Source organism: Mycobacterium scrofulaceum (genome assembly GCF_002086735.1).
Lineage (GTDB): Bacteria > Actinomycetota > Actinomycetes > Mycobacteriales > Mycobacteriaceae > Mycobacterium > Mycobacterium scrofulaceum.
Genome location: NZ_MVIJ01000031.1, coordinates 1 through 16,003, shown reverse-complemented (window position 1 = coordinate 16,003; position 16,003 = coordinate 1). Strand labels below are relative to the sequence as shown.

The following is a 16,003-nucleotide window of genomic DNA, read 5'->3' as shown; positions in this document are numbered from 1 at the left end:
GCCCCTTTCGTTACTTCAGTCTAACACGGCCGCCCAATCACGTGTGGAGCAACGATGCAGGTCAGGGGCACAACACGCGCAGATTAGGGGTTGACAGGGGGAGCAGAACGTGCAGTGACGCACATTACCAACGCCCTGACCTGGCGCCGAGGGCGGCCCCGCGGCCGCCATGGCGGGCCCCGCGGGAGGGCGCCCGGGCTGGTCTTACGCCCCGCGCTACCGCGCGCTGAGCCTTCCTACTACTGTGCATAGTTGCATCCCCGTCGAACCGGCCCAGCAGGAGGCAGTGAGTGAACCTCGTCAAGCGCGCCGCACTCATCGGCTTCGCCGCAGTGGTCGCGATTCTGCTCAGCGGCTGCGGGGCCGGCCAGGTCTCACAGATGGCCGTTCAGGAGCCCGCCATCAACGGCAACAAGGTCACGATCAAGAACGTGGCGCTGCGCAACATCCACATCCGGGCCGCGCAGACCGGTGACTTCGTGCAGCCGGGCCGAACGGTGGACCTGGTGCTGGTGGCCACCAACCAGTCGCCGGACATGCCGGACCGGTTGGTCAGCATCACCAGCGACGTCGGCTCGGTGGCCGTGAGCGGCGACGGGCGGCTGCCCGCCGGCGGCATGCTCTTGATCGGTACGCCGGAGGGCCAGAAGGTGGCGCCCGGCCCGGTGGGGTCAAGCAATGCGGCCAAGGCGACGGTCACGCTGGCCAAGCCGATCACCAACGGCCTGCTGTACAACTTCACCTTCACCTTCGAGAAGGCCGGCCAGGCCACCGTGCTGGTGCCGGTCTCGGCCGGGCTGGAACCGCCGCAGCAAAGCTAGCCGGGCCCAACCGCCTGTCATAGCGGGGATTTGTCGTACCGTCTCGATACCGTCATGGCGTGGCAAATCCGCGCTCCCAATACCGCTGCTCCGAATGCCAGCACGTCACCGCCAAATGGGTGGGCCGCTGCCTGGAGTGCGGCACCTGGGGCACCGTGGACGAAGCGCCGGTGCTGGCCGCGGTGGGCGGCCGTCGGACGGCCTCGGCGACGGCCTCCCCGGCGGTCCCGATCACGTCCGTCGAACCGAACGCCAGCAGGCACCGCTCGACCGGCATCGGAGAGCTCGACCGGGTGCTCGGGGGCGGTGTCGTGCCCGGTTCGGTCACGCTGCTGGCCGGTGATCCCGGCGTGGGTAAGTCGACGCTGCTACTCAAGGTGGCGCACCGCTGGGCGCTGACGGGCCGGCGCGCGCTCTACATCTCCGGTGAGGAGTCCGCCGGCCAGATCCGGCTGCGCGCCGACCGGATCGGCTGCGGCGGCAAGGATGCGCAGGACGTCTACCTGGCCGCCGAATCCGACGTGCACACGGTGCTGACCCACATCGCGACGGTGCGGCCCGCGCTGGTGATCGTGGACTCGGTGCAAACCATGTCCACCACGGAGGCCGACGGGGTGGCCGGCGGGGTGACGCAGGTGCGCGCGGTCACCGCCGCGTTGACCGCGGCGGCGAAGGCCGACGGTGTCGCACTGATCCTGGTCGGTCACGTCACCAAGGACGGGGCCATCGCCGGGCCCCGCTCGCTGGAACACCTGGTGGACGTGGTGCTGCACTTCGAGGGCGACCGCAACGGGTCGCTGCGGATGGTCCGCGGTATCAAGAACCGGTTCGGCGCGGCCGACGAGGTCGGCTGTTTCCTGCTGCACGACACCGGGATCGAGGACGTGTCCGACCCGTCGAACCTCTTCCTCGATCAGCGTCCGGCGCCGGTCGCCGGGACCGCCATCACTGTGACGCTGGACGGCAAGCGGCCGCTCATCGGGGAGGTCCAGGCCCTGCTCGCCACCCCCGGCGGCGGCTCGCCGCGCCGCGCCGTCAGTGGGATCGACCACTCCCGGGCCGCGATGATCGGCGCCGTGCTGGAGAAGCACGGCCGGCTGTCCATCGGCGTCAACGACATCTACCTGTCCACCGTCGGCGGCATGCGGCTGACCGATCCCTCCTCGGACCTGGCCGTCGCGATGGCGCTGGCCTCGGCCTACTCCGGTCTGCCGTTGCCGACCACGGCGGTGATGATCGGCGAGGTCGGGCTGGCGGGCGACCTGCGGCGGGTGAGCGGCATGGAGCGGCGGCTGGGTGAGGCCGCCCGTCAGGGATTCAGCATCGCGCTCATCCCGGACGGCGACGATCCCCGGCGCGAGATCGTGCCCGACGGGATGCGGGCGCTGCGGGCGCCGACGATCGTCGCGGCGCTGCAGCACATGAAAGCCATCGCCGAGCCCCGCGATGGCTGGACGCACAATGCGCTGGGGCCGCACAATGACACGCTGTGACTCGTCCGACACTGCGTGAGACCGTCGCCCGCCTGGCGCCGGGCACCGGGCTGCGCGACGGCCTGGAGCGCATCCTGCGCGGCCGCACCGGTGCGCTGATCGTCCTCGGCAACGACGAAAACGTCGAGGCGATCTGTGACGGCGGTTTTGCCCTCGACGTCCGGTATGCGCCGACCCGGCTGCGCGAGCTGGCGAAGATGGACGGCGCGGTGGTGTTGTCCACCGACGGCAGCCGCATCGTTCGGGCCAACGTGCAGCTGGTGCCGGACCCGTCCATCCCCACCGACGAATCCGGGACGCGCCACCGCTCGGCGGAGCGAGCCGCGATTCAGACCGGCTACCCGGTGATCTCGGTGAGCCACTCGATGAACATCGTCACCGTGTACGTCGGCGGGGAACGCCACGTGGTGGCCGACTCGGCGACCATCCTGTCCCGGGCCAACCAGGCGATCGCGACCCTGGAGCGGTACAAGACCCGGCTCGACGAGGTCAGCAGGCAACTGTCGCTCGCGGAGATCGAGGACTTCGTCACGCTGCGCGACGTCATGACGGTGGTGCAGCGGCTCGAGCTGGTCCGGCGAATCGGCCTGGTGATCGACGACGACGTCGTCGAGCTGGGCACCGACGGACGCCAGCTGCGGCTGCAGCTCGACGAGCTGCTGGGCGGCAACGACATCGCCCGGGAGCTGACGGTGCGCGACTACCACGCCAGCCCGGAGCCGCTGTCCAAGGCGCAGATGACGGCGACGCTCGACGAGCTGGACGCCCTCTCGGACACCGAGCTGCTCGAACTGACCGCGCTGGCAAAGGTTTTCGGCTATCCGACGACGGCGGAGGCGCAGGACTCGGCGGTCAGCCCGCGCGGTTACCGCGCCCTGGCCAGCATCCCGCGCCTGCAGTTCGCCCACTCCGACCTGTTGGTCCGGTCGTTCGGGACGCTGCAGGGCTTGCTCGCGGCCAGCGCCGGAGACCTGCAGTCGGTCGAGGGCATCGGCGCGATGTGGGCCCGCCACGTGCGGGAGGGTCTGTCGCAGCTCGCCGAGTCGACCATCTCCGACCCGCTGAGTTAGCCGGCGGGGACGGGTCCCGGCGCCGGCGCCTCGGGCGGCGGGGCGACGACCGGCTGGCCCGGCCCCGGCACCGGCCCCGGCGGCGGGGGCGGCTGGTTCATGATGAACGGCACCGGCTGCGAGCGCAGATTGCCCAGCTGCACGACCAGGTTGTAGGTGCCCGGTCCGATCGCCGGCCGCGGCAGCGGGCAGTGCGGCGCCGAACCCATCCCCGTCCACGTCACCGCGGTCGTCACCTGCTCGCCCGGGGTGAAGGTCTTGATCAGCGTCTCGTTGGACGGCGCGCAGTCCAGGTTCGACCACAGCCGTTTGTTGTCCAGCGAGTACACGTAGGCGGCCAGCACCGCGGCGCCGACGTCACGCTTGCAGGACACCAGGCCGATGTTGGTGACGACCATGGTGAACTTGGGCTGATCGCCGATGAAGTACTGGGGCGCATTGGTCAGACCCTTGACGGCCAGCGTCGAGTCCGGGCAGTCGTCGCCCTCCTTGAGCACCGGCGGCGGCTGCACCGCGGCGGTCGGGGTGGGCATCTCCGGGTTCTGCCCCTGCTGCGGGGCCGCCGGGGCGGGCTGCTCCCCCGGCGCGGCGGGCGGAGGCGCCTGCGGCGCGGGCGAACCGGGCTTGCTCTGAGCGGAATTCGGCTTGTCGGCACTGGCGGGCTTGGCGCCCCCGGTGTGCCCCATGAAGGCGATGACCGCGGCGACCACGATCCCCACCACGACGACCGCGACGCCCACGGCCAGGCCACGGCGCCGCCAATAGATCTCGGTAGGTAGCGGGCCACGCGGTTCCAGATCCAGCACGTTTGCAGCGTAGGCCCAGGTCACGTCGAGTTGGCTGACCCGCCCCGGCGTGTCGCGGTGTTTGCTGGCTGACCGCCGTGTTAGTGGCGGGCCGAAAAGCGGCGGCTTCCCGCCGTTGGCCCGCTATTCCCCGATGTCGCCGACGTGGTCGACCAGGGCCGCCCGCCCGTCGGCGAGGTGGTAGGTGGCGCCCGCTATCGCCAGGGTGCCGGCGGCCACCCGCTCGGCGATCGCGCTCGAACGCGACATGAGCTGGGCGATCGTTTCGCGCACGTGCCGTTCCTCGAACTCGTCGACGCGGCTCAGGCCGTCGCGGCGGCCCATCAGGATCGACGGGGCGACCCGCTCGACCACGTCGCGCACGAAGCCGCCCGGAATCGCGCCGTCGTCGATCGCGCCCAGGGCCGCCTTGACCGCGCCGCAGCTGTCGTGGCCTAGGACGACGATCAGCGGCACGTCGAGGACCGTCACGGCGAACTCGATCGAGCCCAGCACCGCCGAGTCGATGGCCTGTCCGGCGGTGCGCACCACGAACATGTCGCCCAGGCCCTGGTCGAAGATCAGCTCGGCCGCCACCCGGCTGTCCGCGCAGCCGAACACCACCGCGGTCGGCTTCTGGCCGCCGGCCAGGCTGGCCCGGTGTTCGACGCTCTGGCTTGGATGCTGGGGCTTCCCGGCGACGAATCGCTCGTTACCCTCTTTGAGTGCTTTCCACGCGGTTACCGGGCTGGTGTTAGGCATGGCTGACATCATGCCGCATCCGACGGTAAACGGCCCGGGACACATATCGGTTTCCGACCTTCTCGACTGGTACGACCGATCCCGCCGCGACCTGCCCTGGCGGGAGCCGGGCGTCAGCGCCTGGCAGATCCTGGTCAGCGAATTCATGCTGCAGCAGACGCCGGTGTCGCGGGTGCTGCCGGTCTGGTCGGAGTGGGTGCGGCGCTGGCCGACGCCGTCCGCCACCGCCGCCGCCAGCGCCGCCGACGTACTGCGCGCGTGGGGCAAGCTGGGTTATCCGAGGCGGGCCAAGCGCTTGCACGAATGCGCGACCGTCATCGCCCGCGACCACGACGACGTGGTTCCCGACGACGTCGACACCCTGCTGACCCTGCCCGGGATCGGCAGCTACACCGCGCGCGCCATCGCCTGTTTCGCCTACCGCCAACGGGTTCCGGTGGTCGACACCAACGTCCGCCGGGTGGTGGCCCGCGCCGTGCGCGGGCTGGCCGACGGCGGTCCGGCGTCGGCGGCGCGGGACCACGCCGCCGTCTCGGCGCTGCTGCCCTCCAACGGGATGGCGCCGACGTTCTCGGTGGCGCTGATGGAGTTGGGCGCGATCGTGTGCACCGCGCGGGCGCCGCGTTGCGGGTTGTGCCCGCTGCGCGGCTGCGCGTGGCGTGACGCCGGTTATCCGCCCGCCCAGGGGCCGCCGCGCCGGGTGCAGGCCTACGCCGGAACGGACCGGCAGGTGCGTGGCCGGTTGCTGGATGTGTTGCGCGCCAACGACGCCCCGGTCACCCGCGCGGAGCTGGACGTGGCGTGGCTGACCGACACCGCCCAGCGGGACCGGGCGCTGGATTCGCTGCTCGCCGACGGCCTGGTGACGAGGACGGTCGATGGCCGTTTCGCGTTGCTGGGCGAGGCGTAACCCCGCCGATCAAAGATCGTTGCCGGCGTAGGACTGGTTGAAGCTTTTGTTGGCCAGCGGGAAGTCGGGGACAATGGTGTCGGCCATCGCGACCGGCAGCGCGGGCCAGTTGAACCATGACGGGTCGACGATCTTCGCGCGGGAGATCGTGTCGGCGGCGTCGATCTCGACGCGGTGAACGATGGTGCCGCGCCAGCCTTCGACGATGCCGATGCCGCTGCGGGCCGCGCCCCGGACCGGCAGGCTCTCGACGTATTCGATTGGACCACTGTGTGATTCGGAAAGATGGCGGACCAGCTCGGTGGACGCGGCGAATTCGTCGCGCCGCAGCGTGTAGCGGGCCAGCACGTCGCCCGCGGCGGCGTGGACCTCGGTGACGGGCAACGCGGTGGTCGGGTGTTCGAGCCGGGCGTCGGTGCGCACGCCGCTGGCCCGCGCGACGTAACCGAGGCACCCGAGCGCGCGAGCGTCGTCTTGGAGCAGCACGGCCGTCCCGGCGAACCGGTCGTAGACGACGGTGTTTCGCAGGGTCAGTTCGGCTATTTCGGCGAGGTCGGCGGCAACCGATTGCAGCGTGGCGGCATCCGGCAGGGCGCGGACCGCCACCGCGCCGGGGCGCATCGCGCCCCGCAGCAGCCGGTGCCCGGTGACATCGGCGTTGACGCGGAGCAGCCGTTCGCGGATGCGCTGCGTGTGCGCGTGGGCGATCCCGAATCCGACGTCGTTGGCCAGCGCGCCCAGATCGGCGGCGTGGTTGTAGAGCCGTTCCAGTTCGACCAGCATTGCCCGCAACCGGTGCACCTCGTCGGGGAGTTCCACCCCCAGCGCGTCCTCGATGGCCAGGCAGTGGGCGAGCGCGTGCCCGGCGGAGGTGTCGCCGCTGACGCGTTCGGCCAAATCGACCGCGCCGTCCGGTGATCGCCCCTCGAACAGCCTTTCCACGCCGCGGTGCACGAACCACAGCCGGGCCTTGAGTCTCAGCACGGTTTCGCCGGCAACGGAGAAGCGGAAATGTCCGGGTTCGATCAACCCCGCGTGCACGGGACCCACCGGGATTTCGTACACGCCGGGTCCCTCGACAGTGACGAACGGAAAGTGGCCGGCGCCATCGAATTCCGGGGCGGGTGACGCGTCGTGGCGCATCGGGTGCCAGCCCTCGGGCCAGTGGGCGTGCCGCACCAATCGGCGCGCCTTCGGGTGCCCGACGCAGCGGATTCCGTACAGATCCGCCATCTCGCGTTCGAACCGGCTGGCCGGGAACGACAGGTAAGCCAGCGACCGGACCGCGGGATCACGCTTGGGCACAACGCATTCGAGCTCGACGCGGCGGTCCGGCCCACCAGCCAGGAACAGGTAGACGACCCGCAGGTCGGCGCCGTCGTCGTGGGCGGCCACCAGGCCCAGGCGAAAGCCCCTGCCCAGCAGCTCTTCCGCCACATCGGCCAGCCTGTCCTGCGACATCCGGTCGCGTTGCCACAGAGGTTTCACCGCGGTAACCCCAGGCCCGCCGCCGCGGCGGTGAACAAGTCGGTGAGCGGGCCGGCGGTGACACCCAGGGCGATCGATGCGCCGACGCCGACGAGCAGGGCCGCGGCGACCGTTCGCGGCACGGCGATTTCGGGCGCGGCGCCCGGGCCGCCCAGCAGGATGCGTCCGGCGTTGCGCGCCAGCGCGGCGAAGGCGACCGCGACGAAGAGCATGCCCGCAGCGAGGACCCACGCCAGCCGGGCGTCGGCGAGCGAACGCGCGATGGCGAGCTCGCTGGCGAACATCGCGAAGGGCGGCAGCCCGAGCAGCACGATCACACCGACGGCCAGCGACACACCGAGAAGTCGGGAGCGCCGCAGCACGGCGTTGATGTCGGCGATCGCGGTGGAGTTGTGGGCGGCCTGCAGTTGCCCGCTGGACAGGAAGAGCACCGTCTTGCCGATCCCGTGGGCGAGGACGTGTAGCAACAGCGCGGCGATGGCCAGCGATGTCCCCGCTGCGGCGGCAATCGCGATCAACCCCATGTTCTCCATCGAGGAGTACGCCAGCATGCGTTTGATATCCGCGGTGACCGTCAGCATCAGGGCCGCGATCACCAACGTCGCCAGCCCGATCAGCAGCAGGCCCGACCGCATGAAGGCGGGCCCGGTGGCCGTGCCGATGATCGGCTCGAGGCGAATCACCACCGAGAAGGCCACCGACAGCAGCACCCCGCTCATCAGCGCCGAGACGGGTGCCGGGGCCTGACTGTGGGCATCGGCCAGCCAGGTGTGGAACGGAAACAATCCGGCTTTGGCGCCGTAGCCGACGAGCAGCAGGCCGCCCGCCAGCCGCGCGATGTCGCGATCCAGGCCGCGGGCGTGGGCGGTCAACACATCGAGGTTCAGGGCCGCGGCGGCGGGCGCACCCGCGTGCTCGGCGGCGTAGTACAGCAGCACGGTGCCGAGGAATGCGACGGCGATACCGACCGAGCAGATCACGACGTATTTCCAGGTCGCTTCGAGCGCGCCGCGGGTGCGGCGGTGCCCGACCAGGAAGGCGGTGATCACCGTGGTCGCTTCGACCGCGATCCAGATCACGCCGATGTTGTTGGCGCACACGGCGACAACCATCGCCGCCAGGAAGCCGGCCGTCAGGGCGCCGTAGACGCGGGCCCCGGCCGGGTCGGTGTGACCCTGCTCCAGTTCGGTCTCGAGGTAGCCGACGCTGGCCCAGGTCGCCAGTGCGGCAACGGTTCCGATGACGATCAGCATGGTGACGCTCAGCGCGTCGAGCCGCAGCAGCCCGCCCAACGCCAACCGGGTGCCCGACCCGACGCGGAACGCGAGCCCCGCGCCACATGCCAGCACCGTCAGCGCAGAGAGCGCGATCAGCGTCGCGGTGGACCGCCGCCATCCGGCGACCAGGACGGCGACCGAGGCGCCGACCGGGGCGAGGATCGCGGCGAGCAGAAGAGCGGTCATCAGTCGCGCAGCTCCTGCAACGCGTCCAGGTCGGCGCCGCCGAAGGCGCGAGACAGCCGGCCCGTCAGCACGCCGATCACGATGATCGCGAACAGCACGTCCAGCGAGGCACCCAGCTCGACGATCAGCGGCACCCCCGCGGTGAGCAGGAAGGCGGTGGCGGCGATCCCGTTGTCCAGCATCAGAAATCCCGCGGCCTGCGACACCGCGTGGCGCCGCGTGACCATGACGAACAGCGCGATCAGCACGACCGCGGTGGCGGCCGGGACGGCGCTGGTGGTGGCGGCGGGCTGCAGGTTCACCAGGGGCCGCGCGGCGGCGAAGGCGGCCAGCGTCAGCCCGGCGGTGATCAGCAGCGACGTGGCCGTGTTCACCAACGGGGTGGCTTCGCGGCGCGACCGCGGCTCGGCGCCGACGGCGCGGGCCAGCAGCCGCGGCAGGACCGCGACCCGCAAGACCAGCACGGCCGCACCGACGCCGATCAGCGCGCCGTCGCCGTCGTACGCCCCGCGCAGGACGGGGATGGCCGCCAGTGCGGCGCCCTGCCACGCGAGCAGCCGGATGATCGCCACCAGGTCGCGGCGCCACACGACGAGCACCGCGGCCAGCAGCAGGCCGCCGGCGGCGAGGTCGACGAGTAGCGAAAACGTCCCGTACGTCACGCCGGCACCGCGAAGAAGTTGGCGGCGACGACGGCGAGCAACGCCAGCAGGAAGGATCCGGCCAGCAATTCGGGCACCCGGAACAGCCGCAGCTTGGCGACGAATACCTCCATGCTGGCCAGCAGCGCCGCCAGCACCCCGACCTTGGTCGCCACCAACGCGAGGCCGACGAGCACCGCGACGGCGCCGGGCTTGTCCCCGGCAATCCCCCACGGCGCGAACAGGTTTGCCAGCAGCGCCAGCAGCACGGTCAGTCGCATCCCGGCCGCCCACTCGACCAGGGCCAGCCGCGGGCCGGCGTATTCGAGGACCATCGCCTCGTGAACCATCGTCAGCTCGAGATGGGTCGCCGGGTTGTCCACCGGCAGCCGGCCGGTCTCGGCGACGATGACGATCACCAGGGCGGCGAACGCCAGCACCGCGGCCAGCGACACCACCTGCCCGGGATGGGTGATCGTATGCGACACCAGCGCACCGAGATTGGCCGAACCCGCCGGCATGGACAGGGCGAAGACCGCCAGCAAGATGGTGGGTTCGACCAGCGCGGCGATGGTGATCTCGCGGCTGGCGCCCATGCCCCCGAACGAGGTGCCGGTGTCGATGCCGGCCAGGGTCAACGCGACGGTGCCCACGAACAGCAACCCGACCACCGCGAACAGGTCGGCGCTGCCGTCCAGCGGCGACCCGGTGGCGACCAGCGGTGCGATGGCCGCGATCAGCAGGGTCGTCCCGGCGACGATCGCGGGTGCGGCCGCGAACACCACCGTCGTTCCGTCCGGGGTGATCTGTTGTTTGCCAAGCTGTTTGACGATGTCCCGCCATGGCTGCAGGACGCCGCCGCCGGCGCGGCCCTCCCAGCGGGCGCGCACCTGCCGGGTCAGGCCCACCACCAGCGGAGCCCCGGCCATCACGGCGAGGATCTGGACCGCACCCGCGACGCAGGACATGACGTTCATCGCGCCACCACCAACACGACCAACACACCGAGCGCGCCGTATGCCAGATACAGGTGAACGCTGCCGGTGTGGGCGCGCCGCACCAATGCGGCCGCGGCCGTGACCGATCGGATCACCGGCGGGTAGCAGCGTTCTTCGATCGCGTCGGCGATCCTGCTGCGGTAGACGATTCTGTCGGCCAGGTACCGCGACTCCGCCGGGTGGGTGACCTCGATGTCGGTGTCGGGGCGCAGGACGTCGTCGAAAACGCGTTGCAGCGGTTCGGCGAACGAGGTGGCGGTGTATTGCATCCGCTCGGTCAGGTCGTCCGCGCCGCAGGCCCAGAGCGGCGCCGCCGCGGGTGCCGGACGGCGGCGCCGCCGCCAGCGCGTCAGCAGCGCCGCGGTCAGCGTGGCCACCACCACGCAGGCGGCGATCGCGCCGGGCTCGATCGACCCCTGCAGGCCCGGAAGCCGCACCACGGCACCGAGTTCCGTGAACGGCGCCGAGTGGGCCGCCGGCAGCGCGGCGACTGCCGGGCGCAGCGCGGGCGAGAGCACCGCCGGCGCCACGGCCACCGTCAGGCAGGCCGCCGCCGCGATCGCCATGCCGGCCAGCATGGTGCGCGGGACCTCCCGGGCGTGGGCGGCCTGCTCGGAACGCGGCCGCGCCAAAAATCCGATCCCGAACGCCTTGACCATCGCCGCCACGCCCAGCCCCGCGGTGAGCGCGACCACGCCGACCGCCAACGGCGTGGTCAACGCCAGGACGGCGGAGTGCTCTTTAGCGGTGTGGATCAACGCCTGCACCAGTAGCCACTCGCTGACGAACCCGGCGCCCAGGGGCAACCCGGACGCGCCGAGCGCGGCCACCCCGAACATCGTCGTCGTCACCGGCATCCGGCGGGCCAGGCCGCCCAGCCGGTCGAGGTCACGCAGCCCGGTCGCGGTCAGGACCGAACCCGCGGCGAGGAACCCGAGACTCTTGAACGCCGCGTGCGCGACGAGGTGCAGCATGGCGGCGGCCGCGGCGATCGTCGCCGTTGCCCGCGCGCCGGCGGCCGCGAACAGGGTGGCGGCCCCGAGCGCCAGGGTGATCAGCCCGAGGTTCTCGGTCGTCGAATAGGCAAGCAGCCGTTTGAGATCGGTGGCCACCGAGGCCTGCACCACCCCGTAGAGCGCCGAAACCCCGCCGACGACCATCAGCGTCAGCCCCCACCACCGCGGCCCCGGGCCCAGCAGTTGCAGGTCGACCCGGCAAACGCCGTAGACACCGAGGTTGACCATCGCCGCGCTCATCAGCGCCGAAACGGGGCTCGGCGCCTCCGGGTGGGCGCGCGGCAACCAGGCGTGCAGCGGCACCAACCCGGCCTTGGAACCGAATCCGGCCAGCGTCAACAGGAACACCGCGGTGCGCGCGCCCTGCGGAAGCCGGTGCAGGTCGGTGAACCGGTCCGCGCCTCCGGCCGCCGACAAGACCATCAGGCCGACCAAGATCGCCACGAAGCCGAGCTGGGTCATCACCGCGTACACCAACGCGGCGGAGCGAACCCGCGGCTGGGTGTGGTGGGTCAGCACCAACACCAACGACGCGACCGCCATCAACTCCCACGCCAGCAGGAAGGTGGTGACCGACGCCGCGGCGGGCACCATCAGCATCGCCGCGACGAAGGCGGGCAGGACGGCCAGGGTGACCGGTCCCAGCCGCTCGCGCCGCGCGTACCCGATGGCGTACAGCCCGACCGTGACGGCGACCGCCCCGGTGAGCGCCAGGAAGAATCCGCCCAGCGGATCCAGACCCAGCCGGACGCCCGACAGGGGAAGCAACCATCCGATGCCCACCTCCCGCACCCGGCCGAACATTCCCAGTGCGCCCGCGCCCAACCCGGCCGCGCCCAGCAGCGCCGTCAGCGCGCCGGCGCACGCGGTCGCGGAGTCGTTGTGGCGCAGGGATTTACCGGCGGTCGGCGCACCGGCCGCCAGGGTTGCGGTCACTTGCCGGTCACCGAGCGCAGGGCCGCGACGATCTGCGCGGGGGTCGGCGGGCAACCCGGGATCTCGACGTCCACCGGCACCACTTCGCCGACCGCGCCCGCCACACCGTAGGCATCGGTGAACACGCCCCGATCGATGGCGCAGTCCCCGCAGGCGATCACCCGCCGCGGCCGCGGCGTGGCCTCGATCGTGGTGCGCAGCGGGGCCGCCATGTTGTGCGTCACGACGCCGGTCACCAGCAGCGCGTCAGCGTGCCGCGGCGACGCCACCAGCCGGGCGCCGAACCGCTCGGCGTCGTACACCGGGCCGAACGCGCCCGCGATCTCCACCTCGCACCCGTTGCACGAGCCCGCGTCGACGTGCCGGATCTGCAGCGAGCCGCGCACCCCGGCGGGCGGCTCGGTCACCGGGTCCGGTGCGGGCGGCGCGGGTTCGGCGATGCGACCGACCCGCAACGCTTTACTGATCCAGCCCATGGGGCGCTACCCCGCGCCGCCGGCGCGCAGGCCTTCCAGCATCGCCACGCTGTCGCTGAGCACCCCGGTGAGCACCTTGCGCGCCACCAGCAGCAGTTCGGCGATGTCCGGCGAGGCGATCGAGTAGATCATCGTGTTGCCGTCGCGCAGCGCGTCGACCACACCGGCTCGGCGCAGAACGCCGAGCTGCTGGGACAGGTTCGACGCCTCGAGCCCCACCTCGGGCAGCAATTCGGCGACCGACTTGTCGCCCGCCACGAGCAGCTCGAGGATCCTGATCCGCGCCGGGTGCCCCAGCGTCTTGAAAAACTCGGCCTTGAGCTTGTAGAGCGGCTCGGTCACGCCAGGACTCCTGAATACTACAAGATGTTTATGTTCGAACGATTGAAGAATTTATCATATGGTGCGGCGCGCGTCGTGCCGGCGGCCGGATGGGCGGCGCTCAGTCGCGCGGGGGCAGGGTCGCCAGGAAGGATTCGACCGCCTCGCGGTACACCCCTGGCGCCTCGTCGTGAATCAAATGTCCGGCTTCCGGAACACGCAAATACCTTGTGGTGGAGTGCATTTCGGCCATTCCACGCATCTGCCCGGGCGGTGTCACCGAGTTCCCCGCCTCGATGAGCAGCGCCGGGGCACGCACCGCACCCCACTGCCGCCAGTAGGCGCGGGTACCCCATTCGGCGGCGATCTCGATCCACCGCGCGGTGTGGCCGTGCAGGCGCCAACCGGTGGCGGTGCGGTCGAAGGCCTCCAGAAAATACCGCCCCGCGACGGGCCCGAACTCGTCGAAAACCCTTTCCTCGGAATCGAATTCGACCGGAAGCGCGTGCAGCCACGGCTCCCACGGACCGGTCGTGCGGCCGCGGAAGTCCGGGGCCATGTCCTCGAGTACCAGGGCGGAAACCAGGTCCGGGCGCTGCGCGGCCAGACACCACGCATGCAGGGCGCCCATCGAGTGGCCGACCAGCCGGACCGGGGTTTCCAGCGTCGTCACCGCGTCAACCAGGTCGGTCACGAACCGTTCGGTGCTGATCGGGTGGGCGTCGTCGACGTCGCGGCCCCGATGCCACGGGGCGTCGTAGGTGTACACGACGCCCAGCCGCCTCAGCCAGGGCAGCTGCCGCGACCACGTGCTGCCCCGCCCCATCAGGCCGTGCACCAGCACCAACGGCTCGCCCCGCCCCCCGCGGCAAGTCAGCAGATCACCGGGCATGTCACCATCCTGCGTGCCCCGCCCTGCAGTTGGACAGGGCGGGCGAAGGGGTAGCCTAGCGGCATGTCGCCAGTGGTGAAGATCAACGCAATCGAAGTACCCGCCGACGCCGGCCCCGAGCTGGAGAAGCGGTTCGCACACCGGGCGCACGCGGTCGACAACCAGCCCGGCTTTCTCGGGTTTCAGCTGCTGCGCCCGATCAAGGGCGAGAACCGCTATTTCGTCGTGACGCAGTGGGAGTCCGAGGAGGCATTTCAGGCCTGGGCGCAGGGGCCAGCCATTGCGGCCCACGCCGGCGAGCGGGCCAACCCGGTGGCGACCGGGGCATCGCTGCTGGAATTCGAGGTTGTGATGGACGTTGCCGGCAACAAGCAGGGTGGCTAGCGGGTTCTCGGCCCGGCGCCGCGCGGTGGCGTTGAGTGCCGCCACCGCATTGGTCGTCACGTTCGCGCCCGGTTGCGCCCCGTCCCCCTCGCCGCAGGCGAACGCGGCCAATCCCGGCCGGCAGATCGACGTCCGGACGCCACCGGGCATCCGTGCCCAGCAGACGCTGGACATGCTCAACTCCGACTGGCCCATCGGCCCGGTCGGCGTGGGCACGCTCGCCGCGCCGGGCATGGTGAAGTCGGTGGAGACCACCATGGAGGCGCTTTGGTGGGACCGCCCGTTCACGCTCGACGGGGTGGATCTGGGGGCCAGCGTGGCGACGCTGCACCTGACGTCCTCCTACGGTGCGCGGCAAGACATTCGCATCCACACCGATGACGGCGGCTGGGTCGACCGGTTCGATCTCGAGACGCAGGCGCCGAAGATCAACTCGTGGCACGACATCGACGCGGTGCTGGGCAAGACCGGCGCGCGCTACTCCTACCAGGTCGCCAAGGTCGACAACGGGCATTGCGACCCGGTCGCGGGCACCAACACCGCTCAATCCCTGCCGCTCGCATCGATTTTCAAGTTGTACGTGCTGCACGCGCTGGCCGGCGCGATCGAGGACGGAACGGCCTCCTGGGACGATCAGCTGACCGTCACCGACAAGAGCCGCGCGGTGGGGTCGTCCGGGTTGCAGCTGCCCGCCGGGGCGCAGGTTTCGGTTCGGACGGCGGCCGAGAAGATGATCGCCACCAGCGACAACATGGCGACCGACCTGCTGATCGACAAGCTGGGCACGCCGGCCATCTCCGAAGCCCTCGCCACGGCGGGCCACCACGACCCGGCCAGCATGACGCCGTTCCCCACGATGTACGAGTTGTTTTCGGTCGGCTGGGGAAAGCCGGACCTGCGCAGCCAGTGGCAGCACGGCTCGCCGCAAGTCCGCGCCCAGCTCCTGGCGCAGGCGAATTCGGCCCCCTACGAACCCGATCCGACGCGCGCGCACACCCCGGCCTCGTCCTACGGCGCGGAGTGGTATGGCAGCGCCGAGGACATATGCCGGGTCCACGCCGCCCTGCAGGCCGACGCCGTCGGCAAGGCCGCGCCGGTCAAAGAGATCCTCTCCGCGGTGTCGGGCATCCAACTGGACCGCAACATCTGGCCCTACATCGGCGCGAAAGCCGGCGGCCTGCCGGGTGATCTGACCTTCAGCTGGTACGCGGTCGACAAAACGCGGCAGCCGTACGTGGTCAGCTTCCAGCTCAACTGGCCGCGCGACCACGGGCCGACCGTCACCGGGTGGATGCTGCAGATCGCCAAGCAGGCCTTCGCGCTGATCGCGCCCCAATAGCCTGGTGCGCCTACGCATCGCTGCGCGGTGCCTTCCCGACGCGCATGCGGCCTGCCACCCCGCTCGGAACAACCGATCGACACGAATTTCGCTACGCGCCAACCGGTTCCATCTCCGATAGGGTGCTCGCCCTAGACGGTATGGGGGGCGGCGTGAGGCCGAAGGCCTCGGGCTGCAATCGGACGTGGGTTGCCTGTATCGAGTGAAC

Annotated in this window: 16 protein-coding genes; 6 read left to right on the top strand and 10 right to left on the bottom strand. The window is 71.0% G+C overall.

Annotated elements, in window-relative coordinates; genetic code table 11:
* Positions 1 to 290 precede the first annotated feature (290 nt).
* From BST44_RS19050 to disA, 3 genes are read left to right on the top strand one after another with little or no spacing between them, the layout of a single operon-like run.
* Positions 291 to 821: a copper chaperone PCu(A)C domain-containing protein gene (locus BST44_RS19050; protein ID WP_083178663.1), complete on the top strand. Its 531-nt coding sequence runs from the start codon at positions 291 to 293 to the stop codon at positions 819 to 821.
* Positions 822 to 880: 59 nt separating this feature from the next.
* On the top strand, positions 881 to 2,314 hold the full coding sequence (gene radA / locus BST44_RS19045) for a DNA repair protein RadA (protein WP_083178662.1): 1,434 nt from the start codon (positions 881 to 883) through the stop codon (positions 2,312 to 2,314).
* On the top strand, positions 2,311 to 3,384 hold the full coding sequence (gene disA, locus BST44_RS19040; protein ID WP_083178661.1) for a DNA integrity scanning diadenylate cyclase DisA: 1,074 nt from the start codon (positions 2,311 to 2,313) through the stop codon (positions 3,382 to 3,384). Before radA ends, disA begins: the two co-directional genes overlap by 4 nt.
* Here the strand turns inward: disA and BST44_RS19035 are convergent.
* Together BST44_RS19035 and BST44_RS19030 are read right to left on the bottom strand one after the other, a co-directional pair.
* Complete coding sequence (locus BST44_RS19035) at positions 3,381 to 4,190, bottom strand: hypothetical protein (RefSeq protein WP_142274573.1); 810 nt, start codon at positions 4,188 to 4,190, stop codon at positions 3,381 to 3,383. The two genes, disA and BST44_RS19035, sit on opposite strands and share 4 nt — an antisense overlap.
* 123 nt (positions 4,191 to 4,313) lie before the next feature.
* Positions 4,314 to 4,931: a carbonic anhydrase gene (locus BST44_RS19030; RefSeq protein WP_083178659.1), complete on the bottom strand. Its 618-nt coding sequence runs from the start codon at positions 4,929 to 4,931 to the stop codon at positions 4,314 to 4,316.
* Between BST44_RS19030 and BST44_RS19025 the strand changes: the two genes are divergently transcribed.
* The gene (locus BST44_RS19025; protein ID WP_083178658.1) at positions 4,930 to 5,841 is read left to right on the top strand and encodes an iron-sulfur binding domain-containing protein; all 912 of its coding nucleotides are present in this window, start codon (positions 4,930 to 4,932) and stop codon (positions 5,839 to 5,841) included. The genes BST44_RS19030 and BST44_RS19025 overlap by 2 nt on opposite strands.
* Before the next feature lie 9 nt (positions 5,842 to 5,850).
* Here the strand turns inward: BST44_RS19025 and BST44_RS19020 are convergent, their stop codons facing one another.
* The 8 genes from BST44_RS19020 to BST44_RS18985 all read right to left on the bottom strand — a co-directional run bounded on the left by BST44_RS19020 (position 5,851) and on the right by BST44_RS18985 (position 14,072).
* The gene (locus BST44_RS19020) at positions 5,851 to 7,302 is read right to left on the bottom strand and encodes a hydrogenase large subunit (RefSeq protein WP_083178715.1); all 1,452 of its coding nucleotides are present in this window, start codon (positions 7,300 to 7,302) and stop codon (positions 5,851 to 5,853) included.
* A 23-nt stretch (positions 7,303 to 7,325) separates the two neighbouring features.
* Positions 7,326 to 8,792 (bottom strand): proton-conducting transporter transmembrane domain-containing protein, encoded by a 1,467-nt coding sequence (locus tag BST44_RS19015; protein WP_083178657.1) that lies wholly within the window; start codon positions 8,790 to 8,792, stop codon positions 7,326 to 7,328.
* The gene (locus BST44_RS19010) at positions 8,792 to 9,454 is read right to left on the bottom strand and encodes a hypothetical protein (RefSeq protein ID WP_083178656.1); all 663 of its coding nucleotides are present in this window, start codon (positions 9,452 to 9,454) and stop codon (positions 8,792 to 8,794) included. The genes BST44_RS19015 and BST44_RS19010 overlap by 1 nt, the downstream gene beginning before the upstream one ends.
* Positions 9,451 to 10,401, bottom strand: a complete 951-nt coding sequence (locus BST44_RS19005) for a respiratory chain complex I subunit 1 family protein (RefSeq protein WP_083178714.1) — start codon at positions 10,399 to 10,401, stop codon at positions 9,451 to 9,453. The genes BST44_RS19010 and BST44_RS19005 overlap by 4 nt, the downstream gene beginning before the upstream one ends.
* Before the next feature lie 5 nt (positions 10,402 to 10,406).
* Positions 10,407 to 12,299, bottom strand: a complete 1,893-nt coding sequence (locus tag BST44_RS19000) for a proton-conducting transporter transmembrane domain-containing protein (protein WP_439330739.1) — start codon at positions 12,297 to 12,299, stop codon at positions 10,407 to 10,409.
* 80 nt (positions 12,300 to 12,379) lie between these two features.
* On the bottom strand, positions 12,380 to 12,859 hold the full coding sequence (locus tag BST44_RS18995; protein WP_083178654.1) for an NADH-quinone oxidoreductase subunit B family protein: 480 nt from the start codon (positions 12,857 to 12,859) through the stop codon (positions 12,380 to 12,382).
* Between the two features lie 6 nt (positions 12,860 to 12,865).
* On the bottom strand, positions 12,866 to 13,201 hold the full coding sequence (locus BST44_RS18990; RefSeq protein ID WP_083178653.1) for a lsr2/espR transcriptional regulator: 336 nt from the start codon (positions 13,199 to 13,201) through the stop codon (positions 12,866 to 12,868).
* Between the two features lie 100 nt (positions 13,202 to 13,301).
* Positions 13,302 to 14,072 (bottom strand): alpha/beta fold hydrolase, encoded by a 771-nt coding sequence (locus BST44_RS18985; protein WP_083178652.1) that lies wholly within the window; start codon positions 14,070 to 14,072, stop codon positions 13,302 to 13,304.
* Positions 14,073 to 14,135: 63 nt separating this feature from the next.
* Here BST44_RS18985 and mhuD point away from each other — a divergent pair, with 63 nt between their 5' ends.
* Positions 14,136 to 14,456: a mycobilin-forming heme oxygenase MhuD gene (gene mhuD, locus BST44_RS18980; protein WP_065445811.1), complete on the top strand. Its 321-nt coding sequence runs from the start codon at positions 14,136 to 14,138 to the stop codon at positions 14,454 to 14,456.
* A complete protein-coding gene (locus tag BST44_RS18975) occupies positions 14,431 to 15,795 on the top strand; it encodes a serine hydrolase (RefSeq protein WP_083178651.1) in 1,365 nt (454 codons plus the stop codon). The genes mhuD and BST44_RS18975 overlap by 26 nt, the downstream gene beginning before the upstream one ends.
* The last annotated feature ends 208 nt before the right edge of the window (positions 15,796 to 16,003 follow it).

What these genes read in the sequence shown, in the direction of transcription:
- BST44_RS19025 (WP_083178658.1), top strand. Translation starts at nt 4,930, where the DNA reads ATGGCTGACATCATGCCGCATCCGACGGTAAACGGCCCGGGACACATA.
- BST44_RS19030 (WP_083178659.1), bottom strand. Translation starts at nt 4,931, where the DNA reads ATGCCTAACACCAGCCCGGTAACCGCGTGGAAAGCACTCAAAGAGGGT.
- BST44_RS19020 (WP_083178715.1), bottom strand. Translation starts at nt 7,302, where the DNA reads ATGTCGCAGGACAGGCTGGCCGATGTGGCGGAAGAGCTGCTGGGCAGG.
- BST44_RS19015 (WP_083178657.1), bottom strand. Translation starts at nt 8,792, where the DNA reads ATGACCGCTCTTCTGCTCGCCGCGATCCTCGCCCCGGTCGGCGCCTCG.
- BST44_RS19005 (WP_083178714.1), bottom strand. Translation starts at nt 10,401, where the DNA reads ATGTCCTGCGTCGCGGGTGCGGTCCAGATCCTCGCCGTGATGGCCGGG.
- BST44_RS18995 (WP_083178654.1), bottom strand. Translation starts at nt 12,859, where the DNA reads ATGGGCTGGATCAGTAAAGCGTTGCGGGTCGGTCGCATCGCCGAACCC.
- BST44_RS18985 (WP_083178652.1), bottom strand. Translation starts at nt 14,072, where the DNA reads ATGCCCGGTGATCTGCTGACTTGCCGCGGGGGGCGGGGCGAGCCGTTG.
- mhuD (WP_065445811.1), top strand. Translation starts at nt 14,136, where the DNA reads ATGTCGCCAGTGGTGAAGATCAACGCAATCGAAGTACCCGCCGACGCC.